The 17153-nt window shown below is 71.0% G+C and carries 11 protein-coding genes; 8 read left to right on the top strand and 3 right to left on the bottom strand.

Features of this window, described 5'->3' with window-relative positions; genetic code table 11:
- Window positions 1-8: 8 nt before the first annotated feature.
- The 6 genes from ACH35V_RS05250 to ACH35V_RS05275 all read left to right on the top strand — a co-directional run bounded on the left by ACH35V_RS05250 (window position 9) and on the right by ACH35V_RS05275 (window position 11939).
- Window positions 9-518 carry a DUF6912 family protein gene (locus ACH35V_RS05250; RefSeq protein WP_395970363.1) on the top strand — a complete coding sequence of 170 codons (510 nt, stop codon included), beginning with the start codon at window positions 9-11 and terminating at the stop codon, window positions 516-518.
- Between the two features lie 66 nt (window positions 519-584).
- Window positions 585-2216: an L-glutamate gamma-semialdehyde dehydrogenase gene (gene pruA, locus ACH35V_RS05255; protein ID WP_395970364.1), complete on the top strand. Its 1632-nt coding sequence runs from the start codon at window positions 585-587 to the stop codon at window positions 2214-2216.
- Between the two features lie 157 nt (window positions 2217-2373).
- Complete coding sequence (locus ACH35V_RS05260; RefSeq protein ID WP_395970365.1) at window positions 2374-3084, top strand: HAD family hydrolase; 711 nt, start codon at window positions 2374-2376, stop codon at window positions 3082-3084.
- 102 nt (window positions 3085-3186) lie between these two features.
- Window positions 3187-5151, top strand: a complete 1965-nt coding sequence (locus ACH35V_RS05265) for an acetoacetate--CoA ligase (RefSeq protein WP_395970366.1) — start codon at window positions 3187-3189, stop codon at window positions 5149-5151.
- Window positions 5152-5396: 245 nt separating this feature from the next.
- Window positions 5397-6842, top strand: coding sequence for a serine/threonine protein kinase (locus ACH35V_RS05270; protein ID WP_395970367.1), 1446 nt, complete (start codon window positions 5397-5399; stop codon window positions 6840-6842).
- A gap of 255 nt (window positions 6843-7097) precedes the next feature.
- Complete coding sequence (locus tag ACH35V_RS05275; protein ID WP_395970368.1) at window positions 7098-11939, top strand: NAD-glutamate dehydrogenase; 4842 nt, start codon at window positions 7098-7100, stop codon at window positions 11937-11939.
- 282 nt (window positions 11940-12221) lie between these two features.
- Here the strand turns inward: ACH35V_RS05275 and ACH35V_RS05280 are convergent, their stop codons facing one another.
- Complete coding sequence (locus ACH35V_RS05280; RefSeq protein ID WP_395970369.1) at window positions 12222-13214, bottom strand: hypothetical protein; 993 nt, start codon at window positions 13212-13214, stop codon at window positions 12222-12224.
- Between the two features lie 122 nt (window positions 13215-13336).
- On the bottom strand, window positions 13337-14452 hold the full coding sequence (gene prfB, locus ACH35V_RS05285; RefSeq protein WP_395970370.1) for a peptide chain release factor 2: 1116 nt from the start codon (window positions 14450-14452) through the stop codon (window positions 13337-13339).
- 57 nt (window positions 14453-14509) lie between these two features.
- Between prfB and ACH35V_RS05290 the strand changes: the two genes are divergently transcribed.
- Window positions 14510-15640, top strand: a complete 1131-nt coding sequence (locus ACH35V_RS05290; RefSeq protein WP_395970371.1) for a hypothetical protein — start codon at window positions 14510-14512, stop codon at window positions 15638-15640.
- 79 nt (window positions 15641-15719) lie between these two features.
- Here the strand turns inward: ACH35V_RS05290 and ACH35V_RS05295 are convergent, their stop codons facing one another.
- Window positions 15720-15905, bottom strand: coding sequence for a hypothetical protein (locus ACH35V_RS05295; RefSeq protein WP_395970372.1), 186 nt, complete (start codon window positions 15903-15905; stop codon window positions 15720-15722).
- A 434-nt stretch (window positions 15906-16339) separates the two neighbouring features.
- Between ACH35V_RS05295 and ftsE the strand changes: the two genes are divergently transcribed.
- Window positions 16340-17029, top strand: coding sequence for a cell division ATP-binding protein FtsE (ftsE, locus tag ACH35V_RS05300; RefSeq protein ID WP_138643357.1), 690 nt, complete (start codon window positions 16340-16342; stop codon window positions 17027-17029).
- Window positions 17030-17153 lie beyond the last annotated feature (124 nt).

The following is a 17153-nucleotide window of genomic DNA, read 5'->3' on the forward strand; positions in this document are numbered from 1 at the left end:
TGACCGTCATGCGCGTCTACCTGCCGTCCACGCTCACGCTCCTCGCCGGCGTCCGCGCCGCCCAGGAGATCGGTCCCGCGCCGGTCGCGGCCCACGCGGTCACGCCCGCGCTGCGCGAGTGGTACGCGGGCGGCGATCTGGAGGAGCTGGAGTACGCGGCGCTGTCCGCCGCCGCCCGCGCCTCCCTGCGGCTCCTCGCCGCCGACCCCGCCGCCCCGCGCCGCCGCGTCGTCCTCGCCGCGGAGGTCCCCGACCAGTTGGTCACCTGGCAGCGCGGCGACGCCGGACTGGCCAACGACGACCGCGCGCAGGTCGCGCTCTCCGAAGCCGTCCCGTGGAAGCGGATCGCGTCCGGCCATGTGGACGACGCGAACGCCGCCGCCGACATCGCCGCCGCGGCCGACGCCCTCCTCGCCGCCGACGCCGGCGACGACGACGCCCGTTTCACCGTGGACGGCGCCGAAGGCCACGAACTCCTCTGGTACGCCACCCAGGAACTCCCTCACCTCCTCGACTGACCGGCATATCGGCGGGTAGGTCCCGGCACGTCGGACAACGAGGCCGGAATCGCAGGGAGCCGTCAGATGGACGCCGTCACCAACGTGCCCGCACCGGTGAACGAGCCGGTCAAGACCTACGCGCCCGGCAGCGGCGAGCGGGCCGCGCTGGAGGCCAGGATCAAGGAGCTCGGCGGCGCGCAGACCGAGCTGACCATGACGATCGGCGGCGAGCGGCGCATGGGCGCGGGCACGCCGATCGACGTCGTCGAGCCGCACAACCACGGCCACGTCCTCGGCCGGATGGGCGACGCGACCGAGCCGGACGTGGCCGAGGCGATCTCCGCCGCGCGGGAGGCCGCGCCCGGATGGCGGGCCATGGCGTTCGAGGACCGCGCCGCGATCTTCCTCCGCGCCGCCGACCTGCTCGCCGGGCCGTGGCGCTCGACGGTGAACGCCGCCACGGTCCTCGGGCAGTCCAAGTCCGTGCAGCAGGCCGAGATCGACGCGGCCTGCGAGCTGATCGACTTCTGGCGGTTCAACGTCCGCTATGCGCAGCAGATCCACGAGATCCAGCCGCTGTCGTCCCCGGGCGTGTGGAACCGGCTCGAATACCGGCCGCTGGAGGGGTTCGTCCTCGCGATCACGCCGTTCAACTTCAGCGCGATCGCCGGGAACCTGCCGACCGCGCCCGCGCTGATGGGCAACGTCGTGGTGTGGAAGCCGTCCCCGACGCAGCAGCTCGCCGCGCACTTCACGATGCGGCTGCTGGAGGCCGCCGGGCTCCCGCCCGGCGTGATCAACCTCGTCACCGGGAACGGGCAGGCCGTCTCGAACGTGGCGCTGCGCCACCCCCACCTGGCCGGGCTGCACTTCACCGGCTCCGCCGCCACCTTCCAGAACCTCTGGCGGACGATCGGCGAGCACATCTCCGCCTACAAGGGCTACCCCCGCATCGTCGGCGAGACCGGCGGCAAGGACTTCGTCGTCGCCCACCCGACGGCCGACCCGGCGGTGCTGAAGACCGCGCTCGTCCGCGGCGCGTTCGAGTACCAGGGGCAGAAGTGCTCCGCCGCGTCCCGCGCCTACATCCCGCGCTCCGTCTGGGACCGGATGCGGGACGACTTCCTCGCCGAGACCGAGTCCCTCACGATGGGCAACGTCGCCGAGGACCTGTCGCTGTTCATGGGCGCGGTGATCGACGACCGCGCGTTCGCCAAGCATCGCCGCGCCATCGAACGGGCCCGCGACGTCGACACCATCGAGATCCTCACGGGCGGGGAGCTGGACGACTCGTCCGGCTACTTCGTCCGGCCGACCGTCCTGGAGTCGTCCGACCCGACCGACGAGATCTTCACGACGGAGTACTTCGGGCCGATCGTCGGCGTGCACGTCTACGACGACGGCGACTACGACGCCGTCCTGCACCAGATGGAGAGCGTGTCCGAGTACGGCCTGACCGGCGCGATCATCGCCGAGGACCGCGCCGCGATCGCCGCCGCCGCCGACGCGCTCCGGTTCGCGGCCGGGAACTTCTACATCAACGACAAGCCGACCGGGTCGATCGTCGGGCAGCAGCCGTTCGGCGGCGCCCGCGCGTCCGGCACCAACGACAAGGCCGGCTCGGTGTTCAACCTCACCCGCTGGACCAGCGTCCGCTCCATCAAGGAGACGCTCGTCCCGCCGACCGACCACCGCTACCCGCACATGGGCCCCTGACCCGGAGGCTCTTGCCGCGTGCATGGTTGCGGACGGCACCCGGAAGGCCGGACGATAAGCTCGCCCCGCCGCTCCGGTGGGGCGCGCCGGCGCCGGGGCCGCCGCCGCCCGACCTGACCGCCGTCCGCCTGCTCGTCCAACCTCGCATGGGAACGGGATGTCGACGCTCAACCGTCTGGTGCTGTGGAACATCGATCACACCCTGGTCGACGTCGGGCGGGTCACCCGGGACGCCTACGCCGAGGCGTTCCAGCGGACCATCGGGCGCCCCCTCGTCCGGCTGGCGCCCACCCCCGGCCGCACCGAGTCCGAGATCATCTTCGAGACCCTCGCGTTCAACGACGTCGTCACCACCGACGACCATCTGCCCGCCTTCATGGCCGCGCTAGCCGAGGCGTTCGCGACCCGCCGCTCCGACGTGCGCGCCCACGGCCGCGTGCTGGCCGGGGCCCGCGAGGCCGTCGAGGCGCTCTCCCATGTGCCGGGCGTGGTGCAGTCGGTGCTCACCGGGTCCGTTCAGCCGAACGCTGTTGTGAAGGTGACCGAGCTGGGCCTCGCCCCCCACCTCGACCTGGACGCGGGCGGCTACGAGAACGGCGTCTACAGCAAGGCCGCCCTCCTGGAGCTGGCCCGCACCCGCGCCGGGGAACGGCACGGCGCCCGCTACCCCGAGGGCGCCACCGTCTACATCGCCGACTCGCCGCGCGACGTCCAGGCCGCGCACATCGCCGGGTCCCCGATCATCGCCGTCGCCACCGGCAGCGCCACCGAGGCCGAGCTGCGCGCCGCCGGCGCCGACCGCGTCGTCGCGACGCTCGCCGACACCAAGGCCGTGGTCAGCGCCATCGCCGACCTGACCCGCATCTGACCGCTTCCGGGCCGACGCGTACGCTCGGGACGATCTGGGAAGTTGCGCGGTATGCGGCCTCGGCCGATATTGGGATCGCCGCGCGCCAGTGGAGGGAGAGAGATGTCCCGTGAGGTCGCCGAAGGTTCGCCGCTGTGGGAGCCGTCGGAGGAGGTCGTCGCCAACGCGCGGGTGACCCACTTCGTCCACTGGCTGTGGGACCGGGGCGTCCTCACCGAGACCTACGACGACCTGTGGCGCTGGTCGGTCACGGAGGTCGACGCGTTCTGGGACGCGATCTGGTCCTACTTCGAGGTCGTCGGCGAGCGCGGCGACGGCCCGGTCCGGGCCGGTGGCCCCATGCCGGTGGACGGCCTGAAATGGTTCCCCGGCGCGACGCTCAACTACGCGGCCAACGCGCTGCGCCGGGCCGAGCGGACCCCCGACGAAACCGCGGTGATCTTCCGGTCGGAGGCGGGCGGGCACCGCGTGCTGACGTACCGCGAGCTGGCCCTGCACGTGGCCGAAGTGCGCGCCGGCCTCGCCGAATTGGGCGTGGGCAAGGGCGACCGGGTGGCGGCGTACGTCCCGAACATCCCCGAGGCGCTGATCTGCTTCCTCGCCACGGCGTCGCTGGGCGCGATCTGGTCGTCGTGCTCCCCGGACTTCGGCTCGTCCTCGGTGATCGACCGGTTCGCGCAGATCGAGCCGAAGGTCCTCATCGCCGTGGACGGCTACGCCTACAACGGCAAGCGGTTCGACCGGCGGGAGGTCGTCGGGGAGATCGAGGCCGCGCTGCCGACCCTCGCCGCGACCGTCCTGATCCCGTACCTGGACCCGGCCGCCGCCCCGGACGGCCTCCGCGTCGGCATGCACTACGGCGACCTGCCGCGTCCGGGCCACGACGAGCTGGTGTTCGAGGACGTCCCGTTCGACCATCCGCTGTGGGTGGTCTACTCGTCCGGGACGACCGGGCTGCCGAAGCCGCTCGTCCACGGCCACGGCGGGGTCGTGCTGGAACACCTCAAGGCGCTGTCGTTCCACCAGGACCTCGGACCAGGGGACGTGTTCTTCTGGTTCACCACCACCGGCTGGATGATGTGGAACTACCTCATCGGCGGCCTGCTCGTGGGCTCCACCGTCGTCATGTACGACGGCGCCCCGCTCGACCTGTGGACGCTCGCCGCCGAGAACGGCGTCACCTACATGGGCGTCGGCGCGCCGTACATCACGGCGTCCGCGAAGGAGGGCCGCCGTCCCGGCGCGGAACTCGACCTGTCGGCGCTGCGCGGCATCGGCTCGACCGGCTCGCCGCTGCCGCCCGAGGGGTTCGCCTGGGTGTACGAGGCGGTCGGGAAGAACCTGCTGCTCGGCTCGTTCTCCGGCGGCACCGACCTGTGCACCGGGTTCGTCGGCCCCTCGCCGCTGCTGCCGCTGCGCGCGGGCGTCATCCAGTGCCGCGGCCTCGGCGCGAAGGTGGAGGCGTTCGGCGACGACGGCGCGCCGGTCGTGGACGAGGTCGGCGAGCTGGTCATCACCGAGCCGATGCCGTCCATGCCCGTCTTCTTCTGGAACGACGCGGGCGGCGAAGGCGGCGAACGGTACCGCGAGTCCTATTTCGACATGTACCCGGGCGTGTGGCGGCACGGCGACTGGGTGAAGGTCCTCCCGGACGGCGGCTGCGTCATCTACGGGCGGTCCGACTCCACGCTGAACCGCGGCGGCGTCCGCATGGGGACGTCCGACTTCTACCGCGTGGTCGAGGCGTTCGAGGAGATCGCCGACAGCCTCGTCATCGACACCGGGCGGCTCGGCCAGGAGGGGCGGCTGCTGCTGTACGTCCAGCTCGCGGAGGGCGCGTCCCTCACCGACGACCTGCTCGGACGGCTGAAGCGCGAGATCCGGTCGTCGCTGTCGCCGCGGCACGTCCCGGACGAGGTGCACGCCGTCCCCGGCATCCCGCGGACGCTGTCGGGCAAGAAGCTGGAGGTCCCCGTCCGCAAGATCCTCCAGGGCACCCCGGTCGACAAGGCCGCCAACCGCGACTCGATGGCCAACCCGGAAATCCTGTCCCACTTCACGCCGTAGGGCCCGTTCGCCGGACGTTCGATTTCGCTTGGGTGACAGGTTGCCCGCCCGTATCGCTGTGGGACGTGACGGCATTAGGGTGGTGCTCCGGTCCAAACGTGTCCGAACGGAAGCGTGTGCGGCAAAACACGCCGTATGGGCGCAGGGCCGGTGAACTTCCCCTCGGTCTCGGGCGTCACACAGTCGGAGGGGTGATCCGGGCCCGCGTGTAAGGCCCCGCGATCGAGAGAGGGACGGTTCCACGCATGGAGGTTGGGGCGCTGCGGTCCGGTGATCCGGATCGGCTCGGGTCGTACGCCCTGATCGGCCGGGTGGGCGAGGGCGGCCAGGGAACCGTGTACCTCGGCGCCGACGACGACGGCCACCAGGTCGCTATCAAGCTGCTGCACGCGGACCTGACGTCCGACGACAAGGCCCGCGCCCGGTTCCTGCGGGAGCTGGAGACCGCGAAGAAGGTCGCCCCGTTCTGCACCGCCCAGGTCATCGACGCGGACGTGGACGGCGACCGGCCCTACATCGTCAGCGAGTACGTCCGCGGCCCGTCGCTGAACCAGCATGTCCTGGACGAGGGCCCGCTCGACGGCGCCGGGCTGGACCGGCTCGCCGTCGGCACCGCGACGGCCCTTGCCGCGATCCACCAGGCGAAGATCGTCCACCGCGACTTCAAGCCGCACAACGTGCTGATCGGCCCGGACGGCCCGCGGGTCATCGACTTCGGGGTGGCGCGGGCGATCAGCGGCGGCACCACGCTCACCAGCCGGGTCATCGGCACCCCGTCCTACATGGCGCCCGAGCAGATCAGCGGCGACGAGGTCGGGACGGCCGCGGACGTGTTCTGCTGGGCGGCGACGCTGGTGTTCGCGGCCACCGGGGAGCCCCCGTTCGGCCAGGACACCATCCCCGCCGTGATCAACCGCATCCTGCACGAGGAGCCCGACCTCGGCGAGCTCGAAGGGCCGCTGCGCGAGCTGGTCCTCGACTGCCTGGAGAAGGAGCCCGCGCATCGGCCTGGCGCGCGGCAGGTGCTGATGCGGCTGCTCGGCCACGAGGAGACCTCGCGGACGGGCGCGCCCGCCGCGGTGTCCCGCCCGTCCGGCGACACCGACGAGACCGCGATGCTCGCCGCCGGGTCGGTCCGCGCGGCGGAGATCGGCGACGACGGGTTCGCCTCCGATCTGGACTTCGACGACGCGCGCCTCTTCGAGGACGAGCCGGCCGCCTTCCACCACGGCGGCGCGTCCGAGACGACGCTGCCCCGCGACATCGCCGCCGCCCGGGACGCGGGCGACGCGCGCGGGCTGCGGCGGGTGCTGGCCGGTTCGGGCCGCTCCGCCGCGCTGGCCGGGGCCGCCGCGCTGTTCGTGGCGATCGTGGTGGTCTCGTCCGTCCTCGCGCTCAACGCCGGCGACAACGGCAAGGCGGGGCAGCAGGTCAGCGACCCGAGCGGGCCGCCCGCGTCGAGCGTCCTGCCGAGCACGCCGCCGTCGACGAGCGAGGAGCCCGTCGAGGAGACCGAAACCCCGACCTACCGGCCGACGACGCCCACGTGGACGCCGTCCGAGAGCCCCAGCGAGACCCCGACGGACACCGGCAGCCCGACGCCGACCAAGACGAACACCGGCTCGCCGACCCCCACCGACTCGGGGACGCCCCCCGACCCGTCGCCCGGATCGGGCGGCGCGGGCTCCTAGCGCCGGAAGCGGCGGCGGCACGGCGGTCCGGCCACCACCACGCGCGTCCCGGCGTCCCGGCGGCGCGGGGTTCGGCGATCCCCCCGGACGGCGCCGCCCGGCCTGACATGGTGGCCTGGCGGGACGGCCCGGAGGGTGGGCAAAGCCACGTCCACGTCGCGGCGGAGCAGGTCGGCTTTGGGGCGATTCCTGGCTACGCTGGCGCAGTGAGCGGCGCCACAACGAGGTGGCGAAGGGTCTCTAGGGGAGTACTCGATGAGCGGCATGCTCGATCAAGCGAAGGACGACCTGCTCCGGCGGGCGGCTGAGACGTGCGCGCAGCGTCCGGGGGCGCGCGGCGGGGACGTGGAGGAGGCCTTCGCCTACCTCCGGCTGTACTACCGGCACGTCGCCCGCGAGGACCTGCTCGACCGGGACCCGGCCGACGTCTGCGGGCCCGCGATGGCGCACCGCGCGCTCGGCGAGGAGCGGCCCCAGGGGCGTGCGAAGGTGCGCGTCTTCACGCCGTCGCTGGAGGAGTACGGCTGGGACCCGGGCCACACGGTCGTGCAGGTCGTCACCGACGACATGCCGTTCCTGGTCGACTCGGTCACGATGGAGCTGACCCGGCACCAGCTCGCCACGCACCTGATCGTCCACCCGCTGCTGGGCGTGGACCGCGACGTCGCGGGTCACCTCAAGGCGTTCCGCGGCAAGCTCGACAGCGACGAGGACGTCGACGAGTCGTGGATGCACATCGAAGTGGACCGTACCAGCGACCGGTCCGTCCTGGACGCGCTGGAGAAGGACCTGCTCCGCGTGCTGGGGGACGTCCGCGTCGCCGTCGAGGACGAGCCGAAGATGCGGGCCCGCGCCGGTGAGATCGCCACCGCGATCCAGGAGACCGCGCCGCCGCTGCCGGGCAAGGAGCTCGCCGAGGGCGTCGAGCTGCTCGACTGGCTGGTGGACGGGCACTTCACGTTCCTCGGCTACCGCGACTACACGCTCACCGAGAGCGGCACCGCGCTCAAGCCCGAGCCCGGCACCGGCCTCGGCATCCTGCGCAGCGACAAGCAGGAGTCCGACAGCTTCGCGGCGCTGCCGCCCGAGGTCCGCGAGAAGGCGACGGAGAAGCGCCTGCTGGTGCTGACCAAGGCGAACTCGCGGTCCACCGTCCACCGCCCGCTCTACCTCGACTACATCGGGGTCAAGAAGTTCGACGAGTCCGGCGCGGTCATCGGCGAGCGACGCTTCCTCGGCCTGTTCACGCACGTCGCCTACAGCGAGTCGCTGTCGCACATCCCCGTCCTCAAGCGGAAGCTGGAGGAGGTGCTGGAGCTCGCCGGTTTCACCGCCGACAGCTACGACGGCCAGGACCTCATCGAGATACTGGAGAGTTACCCGCGCGACGAGCTGTTCCAGATCTCCGTCGACGACCTGCTCCCGATCTCGCTCGGCGTGCTCCGGCTCCGCGAGCGCCGCCAGCTGAAGCTGTTCCTGCGCAAGGACCTGTACGGCCGCTACATGTCCTGCATGGTGTACCTGCCGCGCGACCGCTACACCACCAAGGTCAGGCTGCGCATCCAGGGCCTGCTGAAGGACGCGTTCGACGGCGTCAGCGTCGACTACAGCGCGAACGTCACCGAGTCGATGCTGGCGCGGCTGCACGTGGTGGTCCGCGGCGAGCGCGGCCGTCCGCTGCCGGACGTGGACGTCCCCGAGCTGGAAGGACGGCTCGCCGCCGCCATCCGCTCCTGGGAGGACGATCTCGGCGACGCGATCGTCGAGCAGTGCGGCGAAGAACGCTCCGGGACGCTCGGCCGCCGCTTCGGCGACGCGTTCCCCGAGGCATACAAGGCCGACTTCCCCGCCCGCACCGCCGTCGCCGACCTGCGCCGCCTGGACGACCTGTCCGCCGACGGCACGGACACGTCCATCAACCTGTACGAGCCGTACAGCGCCGAGCCGGGCGAGCGCCGCCTCAAGATCTACCGGCTGGGCGAGCCGATCTCGCTGTCCCGGATCCTGCCGCTGCTGCAGAACATGGGCATCGAGGTGATCGACGAGCGGCCCTACGAGATCGGCACGGCCGACGGGCAGCGGTTCTGGATCTACGACCTGGGACTGCGGTACGTGCCGCCCGCCGACGTCCCGGAAGACGCCATCAAGGGCCTGTTCCAGGACGCGTTCACCCGGCTGTGGCGCGGCGAGATCGAGAACGACGGGTTCAACGCGCTCGTCCTGCACGTCGGGCTGAACTGGTGGCAGGCGATGATCCTGCGCGCCTACGCGCTGTACCTGCGGCAGACCGGCACCACGTTCTCCAAGCGCCACATCGAGCAGGTGCTGCTGCGCAACGCGTCCATCACCCGGCTGATCGTCCGGCTCTGGGAGAGCCGCCTCGACCCGAGCCTCGCGCAGGGCGAGGAGGAGCGCGGCGCCGGGATCACCGAGGCGATCCAGGGCAAGCTGGACGACGTCGCCAGCCTCGACGAGGACCGCATCCTCCGCGCCTACCTCGCGCTCGTCCAGGCGACCCTGCGCACCAACCACTACCAGGGCAAGCCGTACCTGGCGATGAAGTTCGACCCGCACGCCATCCCCGACCTGCCCGAACCCCGGCCGACGTACGAGGTGTTCGTGTACTCGCCGACGGTCGAGGGCGTGCACCTGCGGTTCGGGACGGTCGCGCGCGGCGGGCTCCGCTGGTCCGACCGCCGCGAGGACTTCCGCACCGAGATCCTCGGCCTGGTCAAGGCGCAGGCCGTGAAGAACACCGTGATCGTCCCGGCGGGCGCGAAGGGCGGGTTCGTCGGCAAGCAGCTGCCCGACCCGGCCGCCGACCGGGAGGCGTGGCAGCAGGCCGGGATCGCCTGCTACAAGGACTTCATCTCCGGCCTGCTCGACCTGACCGACAACCTCGTGGACGGGAAGGTCGTCCCGCCGCCGAACGTCGTCCGGCACGACGGCGACGACACCTACCTGGTCGTCGCCGCCGACAAGGGCACCGCCACGTTCTCCGACCTCGCCAACGGCGTCGCGGCCGAGTACGGCTTCTGGCTCGGCGACGCGTTCGCGTCCGGCGGCTCGGTCGGCTACGACCACAAGGGCATGGGCATCACCGCCCGCGGCGCCTGGGAGTCGGTGAAGTACCACTTCCGCTCCCTGGGCACGGACGTCCAGAACGACGACTTCACCGCCGTCGGCATCGGCGACATGTCAGGGGACGTGTTCGGCAACGGCATGCTCCTCTCCGAGCACACCCGCCTCGTCGCCGCGTTCGACCACCGGCACATCTTCATCGACCCCGAACCGGACGCCGCGGCCTCGTTCGCCGAGCGCCGCCGCCTGTTCGGCCTGCAGCGCAGCAGCTGGGCCGACTACGACACCGCGCTGATCTCCAAGGGCGGCGGCGTGTTCCCCCGCGCCGTCAAGTCGATCGCGCTGACCCCGCAGATGCGAGCCGTGCTCGGCATCGAGGAGGGCGTCAAGGCCCTCACCCCGTTCGACCTGATCAAGGCCATCCTGAAGGCGCCCGTCGACCTCCTCTGGAACGGCGGCATCGGCACCTATGTCAAGTCGTCCATGGAGAACAACGCCGACGTCGGCGACAAGGCCAACGACTCCGTCCGGATCGACGGCGGCGAGCTGCGCTGCCGCGTCGTCGGCGAGGGCGGCAACCTCGGCGTCACCCAGCTCGGCCGGATCGAGTTCGCCCGCACCGGCGGCCTGATCAACACCGACTTCATCGACAACTCCGCCGGGGTCGACACCTCCGACCACGAGGTCAACATCAAGATCCTGCTCGACCAGGTCGTCCGGGACGGCGAGCTGACCGGCAAGCAGCGCGACGGCCTGCTGTACGAGATGACCGACGAGGTCGGACGGCTCGTCCTGCGCGACAACTACGCGCAGAACGTCGTCCTCGCCGCCGCCCGCGCCCAGGCGCCCGCGATGCTGCACATCCACGCCCGCTACCTGCGCAAACTCGAACGCGACGGCCGCCTCCAGCGGCGCATCGAGTTCCTCCCCGACGACAAGGCCCTGGCCGAGCGCAGGCAGGCGGGCCTCGGCCTCACCAGCCCGGAGTTCTCCGTCCTGCTCGCCTACGCCAAGCTCGCGCTGGACCACGATCTCGTGGCGTCCGACCTGGCCGACGACCCGTACCTGGAGGCGTGGCTGGTCGACTACTTCCCGACCCCGCTGCGCGAGCGGTTCCGCGCCTACATGGACCGGCACCCGCTGCGCCGCGAGATCATCACCACGGCCGTGGTGAACGACCTGGTCAACGCGAGCGGCTCCACGTTCGTGTTCCGGATGAACGAGGAGACGGGGGCGTCGTCGTCCGACATCGCCCGCGCCTACCTCGTCGCCCGCGACGTGTTCGAGATGCCGAGGTTCTGGCGCTCGGTCGAGTCCCTCTCGGACCAGGTCGACGAGTCCACACAGATCGCGATGCTCCTCGAAGCCCGCAAGCTGACCGAGCGCGGCGCCCGCTGGCTGCTGCACAACCGGCGCCCGCCGTTCGACATCCGCGAGACGATCGACTTCTTCATCGGCAGCGCCACCACGCTGAGCACCCACCTGTCCAAGCTCCTCGTCGGCCTGGACCTCGCCGCGTTCGAGCAGCGCCGCGACGGCTTCGCGCAGCGCGGCGTCCCCGACGAGCTCGCCGAGCGCTGCGCGACGTTCGTCCCCGCCTTCTCCACCTTCGACCTGGTCGGCATCGCGCACGACACGGGCCGCCCGGTGGAGGAGGTCGCCGAGGTGTACTTCGACCTGGCCGACCGCCTCCAACTGTCCCGCCTGCGCGAACGCATCATCGCGCTGCCCCGCGACGACAAGTGGCGCTCGATGGCCCGCTCCGCGCTCCGCGACGACCTGTACACCGCCCACGCGGCCCTGACCAGGGACGTCCTCGTCACCAGCGAGCCGGGCGGGCAGCCTGAGGAGCGCATGGTCCACTGGGCGGAGAAGAACAAGCCGGCCGTCCAGCGCGCCCAGCAGACCCTCAGCGAGATCTGGGAGAGCGACAGCTTCGACCTGGCAACCCTCTCCGTCGCCCTAGGCGCAATTCGCACCCTGGTCACCGCCAGCTCTCTCCCATCCGCCGAGTAAGACCAGCCACCGAGCAAGACCAGCCACCGCCGCAACCATGCAACAACCCAAACCGTCGCGATCGCGTCCGAAGGCAGGTTTCGAGCTTGCGAGAAACCTGATCGCGCAGCGAGCCGCCAAGGCGAGACGGAGCGATGCAGCGATCGCACCGCGTTTCTCGACGATGGAGGGCCCCCAGGGCCCGAAGGAGGAGAGAAAGGCAATAAACACAGCACCGCCGGATGCCGGGTCGGTCTCGCTGCAGCGGTCAGAAGCGCGGGACCGCCCGGCACCCGACGGAGATCAGGTGCCGTGCGCGGTGACGGCCTTGCGGTACATCCCGGTGACCGTGGCGCGGCCCTTCGGCGGGACGGCGGCCAGGTACTGCACGAGGACGGTCGTGTCCATGCGCGTCCGTGCGGCCTTGGCCGGGGCGAGGCCGAGCAGGTCCCCGCCTACGGCCAACCGTCCCCGCTTGGACGAGGAGTACGCCTCGTTCTGCTTGAGGACGTACCAGACCAGGGCTCCCCGGTCCTTGGTGCGGAGCGCGTACACCCTGTACGCGCTGGGGGAGAACCTGGACGACAGGGTGACTCCCCGTCCGGCCAGGGTCTTCTCGCCCTGCTTCAGCGCCTTGTAGGTCTCGCTGGTCTGCGCCCCGTCCGCCAGGAGGGACGCGTTCGCCGCGCCGGGCCCGTCGGTGAGGAGTGCCGCATGCGCCGCGGGCACCTTGCCGGGCGCGGCGGCGAGGCCCTTCCTCTCGTCCGGGGCGACGGAGGTGGCGAAGCCCTCCGGGTCGACCGCGACGTTGCCGAGCGCGTCGCCGGTGGGGTAGGGATTCGCCGTCAGCAGCCAGGGCGCCCCCGCCTTGGCCTGCGTGAACAGCAGCGCGTGCCGCATCGAGCGCTTCCCCTGCCCGGTGACGGCGCCGGCCGCGAACCAGTGCGGGTACCCGCTCACCCGCGGGATGTAGAACGACGTGTTCGTGAACTTCACCGCGGGCGGCGGACGCTTGATGACGCGGCGGAGCTTGAGCGAGGCGTCGTCCATGGACAACTGCGGGTCGGCCTCGATGCCGGGCAGGGCCGCGCGGTCGAGCTTGCGCCCCGCCCGGTTGGCCTGGGCGGTGTAGGCGTCGAGGACCTGCTGGGCCTGCGCCTTGCTGAGCGCCGGCGCGGCCGCGCGTTTCTCCGCCTCGGCGGACGACGGCGATCCTCCCGAGCAGCCGGTGCCCATGGCGGCCGCGAGCAGGCAGGACGTGACGAGTGAAGCGACGGTGACGTTGCGTGCGGGCATTGCGAAAAGCCCCCCGAAGTGGCGACGGAGATCCGGACCGCACGCCATCCTCGCAGAGTGACTGCGTGGTCACTCTATGAACACGAAACCTCGCCGAGCAAACTTTACGAAGGACGCCCAGGTCAGGCGGTCTGCTGCTCCTGCTGCCGCATCCAGCGGATCTCGGCCTCGATGAACTCGTCGATGTCGCCGTCCAGCACGGCGGAGGGGTTGCCGACCTCGATGCCGGTGCGGAGGTCCTTCACGATCTGGTACGGGTGCAGCACGTAGTTGCGGATCTGCGTGCCCCAGCTGCTGGTGCCCTCGCCCCGCAGCGCGGACATCTTCTCCGCCTCCTCCTGCCGCTTGCGCTCCAGGAGCTTGGCCTGCAGCACGTTCATCGCCGTGGCCTTGTTCTGGATCTGGCTGCGCTCGTTCTGGCAGGACACGACGATGCCGGACGGGATGTGGGTGATCCGCACGGCCGAGTCGGTGGTGTTGACGCCCTGCCCGCCGGGCCCCGACGACCGGTACACGTCGATGCGCAGGTCGTTCTCGTCGATGTCGACGTGGTCGCTCTGCTCCACCACCGGGACGACGTCCAGCCCCGCGAACGACGTCTGGCGGCGGCCCTGGTTGTCGAACGGGGAGATCCGGACGAGCCGGTGCGTGCCGTGCTCGCCGCGCAGCGTCCCGTACGCGTAGGGCGCCTTGACCGTGAACGTCGTCGACTTGATGCCCGCCTCTTCGGCGTAGGACGTGTCGTAGACCTCGGTCGGGTAGTTGTGCCGCTCCGCCCAGCGCAGGTACATGCGCTGGAGCTGCTCGGCCCAGTCGGCCGCGTCGACCCCGCCCGCCTGGGCGTTGATCGTGACGAGCGCCTCCCGCGCGTCGTACTCGCCCGACATCAGGGTGCGGACCTCGAGCTGCTGGACCGCCTTGAGCAGCGCCGCGAGCTCGTCGTCGGCCTCCGTGCGGGTGTCGGCGTCGTCCATCTCCTGGGCGAGCTCGTACAGCGTCGCGGCGTCGTCCAGCCGCTGCCGCAGGCCCTCGACCTTGCCCAGCTCGCTCTCCAGGTACGACAGGCGGCGGCCCACCGACTGGGCGCGCTCCTGGTCGTTCCACAGGTCAGGGTCGGCCGACTGCTCGCGCAGCTCGGCGATGTCGCGCCGCATGCCGTCGAGGTCCAGCACCTGCTCGATGCCGGCGAGAGTCGAGCCGAGCTCCTTGAGCTGCTCTTCGGGTTCGATGCCTGCCACGTCTTCGAGCTTATAGCCGCCGGGACACCGGTCGGGCGTCCGGCCAATATCATGTGGGTGGCAGAATCACGGGCCGAGGAGGCCGGCCGAGGACGGCGGGCCGTGGAGTTCGGTCCGGGGGACGGGTCTGTGCAGAGGTTCTCGCGGGTGGTCGCGGCAGCGATGATCGTCGTCATGCCGCTGGCCGCGGGCTGCGCCGAGGGCAAGGCGAAGGCGCGGCCGACCGCAAGCATGCCCACGACGTCGCCGCCCGAGCCGGTGCCGCTGACGCGGGACGTCGCCGAGCGCGCGTTCCGCACCTACGTCACGGACGAGGACGTGGCCAGGGCCGCCGGCGACGAGCGGCTGGCGCTGACCTGGACGTCCGACGGCCAGTCCCAGCTCACCGCGGCCGAGTTCCGCAAGGCCGCCTACGACGGCGACCCGGTGCGGCGCTTCGTCTACGGCGAGCCCAAGCTGTACGTCCCGAAGGTGAAGGACGCCTCCATCTACCCGCAATGGTTCCTCGTGTCGGTCGACCGCTCCGTCCTGGGCGAGTCCAAGAGCAAGCGCAGGGCGCTGATGGCGTTCGTCCTGCGCGGCCCGTCCGACGACTGGAAGCTGACGCTCGCGACCCTCCTGCAGCCGAAGGCCAAGGAACCGGAGATCTCGATCGACAAGGAGGGGTACGCGACCCCGCTGGGCAGCGACGACACGTCGGTGCTGATCCGTCCCCGCGACGTCGGCGGCATCCAGGCGACGATCGCCGCGGAGGGCGGCCGCAGCGTGGCCGCGAAGGTGATGAAGTCCGGCGCGGTCACCACGGGCTTCTACCGGGCGGCCAGGCGGGCCAAGAAGAAGGCGAAGGAGAAGGACCTCACGCTGCAGGTCGTCTACACGGCGACGCCCTTCCCGTACTTCGGGCTGCGGACGGAGAGCGGCGGCGGCCTGATCATCTATTCGCTGTTCCGCAACACCTCGCTCGCCGCCAAGGAGCCGGGGACGCCGAAGCCGGAGATCCCGGAGGAGGCGGAGCATCTGCTCGACGGGACCGTCGAGGGCAACGAGGTCGCGACGACCTCGACCCTGCATTTCGCGGCGTACGACCCTGCGCGGGCCGAGAAGGACGAGCCACAGCCGAAGGCGCATCTGATCGCCGACGACGGAGCGATCTCCAAGGCCGCCACCCCGCCGATCAAGAAACCGTAGGGAGCCGCGGGTGCCGCGGTGCCGTGGTGTCGCGGGCGCTGCGGGCGCCGAGCGCCCGGGCGGCTTTCCGTGGAGGGCCTTAGCCGTATACCCGCTGGACGACGAGCGCGCCGAAGAGCAGCGCGACGAGGGCCGCCAGGACGAGGGCGGGCGGCACGGCCGGGCCGTGCCGGTGCAGTTCGGACCGGGCCTCCCGGCAGGTCGCGCAGCGCCCCTCCACCACCGGGTTCGAGCACCGAGCGCAGATCAGATGTTCGCAGCTCATGTCGTGGCCCCAATCTTCGAGAACGGGACGCCGGCCCCGTGGCGGGGAAACGTCGACTGTCTGGGTGTCTGTCGAGCTTGTCTGGTGTCCGTCCACCTATTAGGTATCTTTCTCCATCATCCAGCCTAGCCGGACTGTATGGTCGTTCCGGCAAGTCCGGGAGCTTGACGGTACGAAACGACCGGACGTCGGGAGACGGTTCGCATGGCACTGATCGGACGGGACAGACTGATCGGGCGGTGCGGCTACCCTGCGCGTTCGTACCACGTCGAGTGGGACGAGACAGTTGACTCTCCCCTCTACACTGCTCGAAGGCTCCGCGTCCCACCCGGTCGCGAAGCCGGGCGGCGCAGGCCGGAGACCGCGGGCGAGAAGCCCGCGGGCGCGGTCCGGGCCGCTCCCCAACCCCTAGACTGAACCGCCGTGATGCAGCCGTGATCCATTTCGACAACGTCACCAAGGTCTACCCGAGCCAGAACCGGCCCGCCCTGGCGCACGTGAACGTCGCCATCGAGAAGGGCGAGTTCCTGTTCCTGGTGGGGCCGTCCGGCTCCGGCAAGTCGACCTTCCTGCGACTCATCCTGAAGGAGGAGCGTCCTTCCCAGGGTCACGTGCACGTGGCGGGCAAGGACCTGAGCAGGCTGAGCAACTGGAAGGTGCCGCACCTGCGCCGCAGGATCGGCTGCGTCTTCCAGGACTTCCGCCTTCTCCCCAACAAGAACGTCTTCGAGAACGTCGCTTTCGCCCTCGAGGTGATCGGCAAGCCGCGGCGGTTCATCGGCAAGGTCGTCCCGGAGGTCGTCGACCTCGTCGGCCTTGAGGGCAAGATGCACCGGATGCCGGACGAGCTGTCCGGCGGCGAGCAGCAGCGCGTCGCGATCGCGCGGGCCTTCGTCAACCGGCCGATGATCCTGCTGGCGGACGAGCCGACGGGGAACATCGACCCCGCGACCTCGATCGGCATCATGAAGGTGCTGGACCGGATCAACCGGACCGGCACCACCGTCGTGATGGCCACCCACGACGCCGCGATCGTCGACGCGTTCCGCAAGCGCGTCGTCGAGCTGGAGGACGGACGCGTCGTCCGCGACCAGTCCCGCGGCGTGTACGGGCAGGCCTACTGACCCTCCACGGCACATCCATCTGAACCATCGATTCCTTCCGGGTCGTACGACACCGAGTACGGTGTCGGCCCACAGGTGGGAACCGCCCGCATCGGGCCGCGTTCCACGGTACGGAGACGGCCCG

Origin of the sequence: Actinomadura sp. 1N219, assembly GCF_044326405.1 — a bacterium.
Taxonomy (GTDB): Bacteria; Actinomycetota; Actinomycetes; order Streptosporangiales; family Streptosporangiaceae; genus Spirillospora.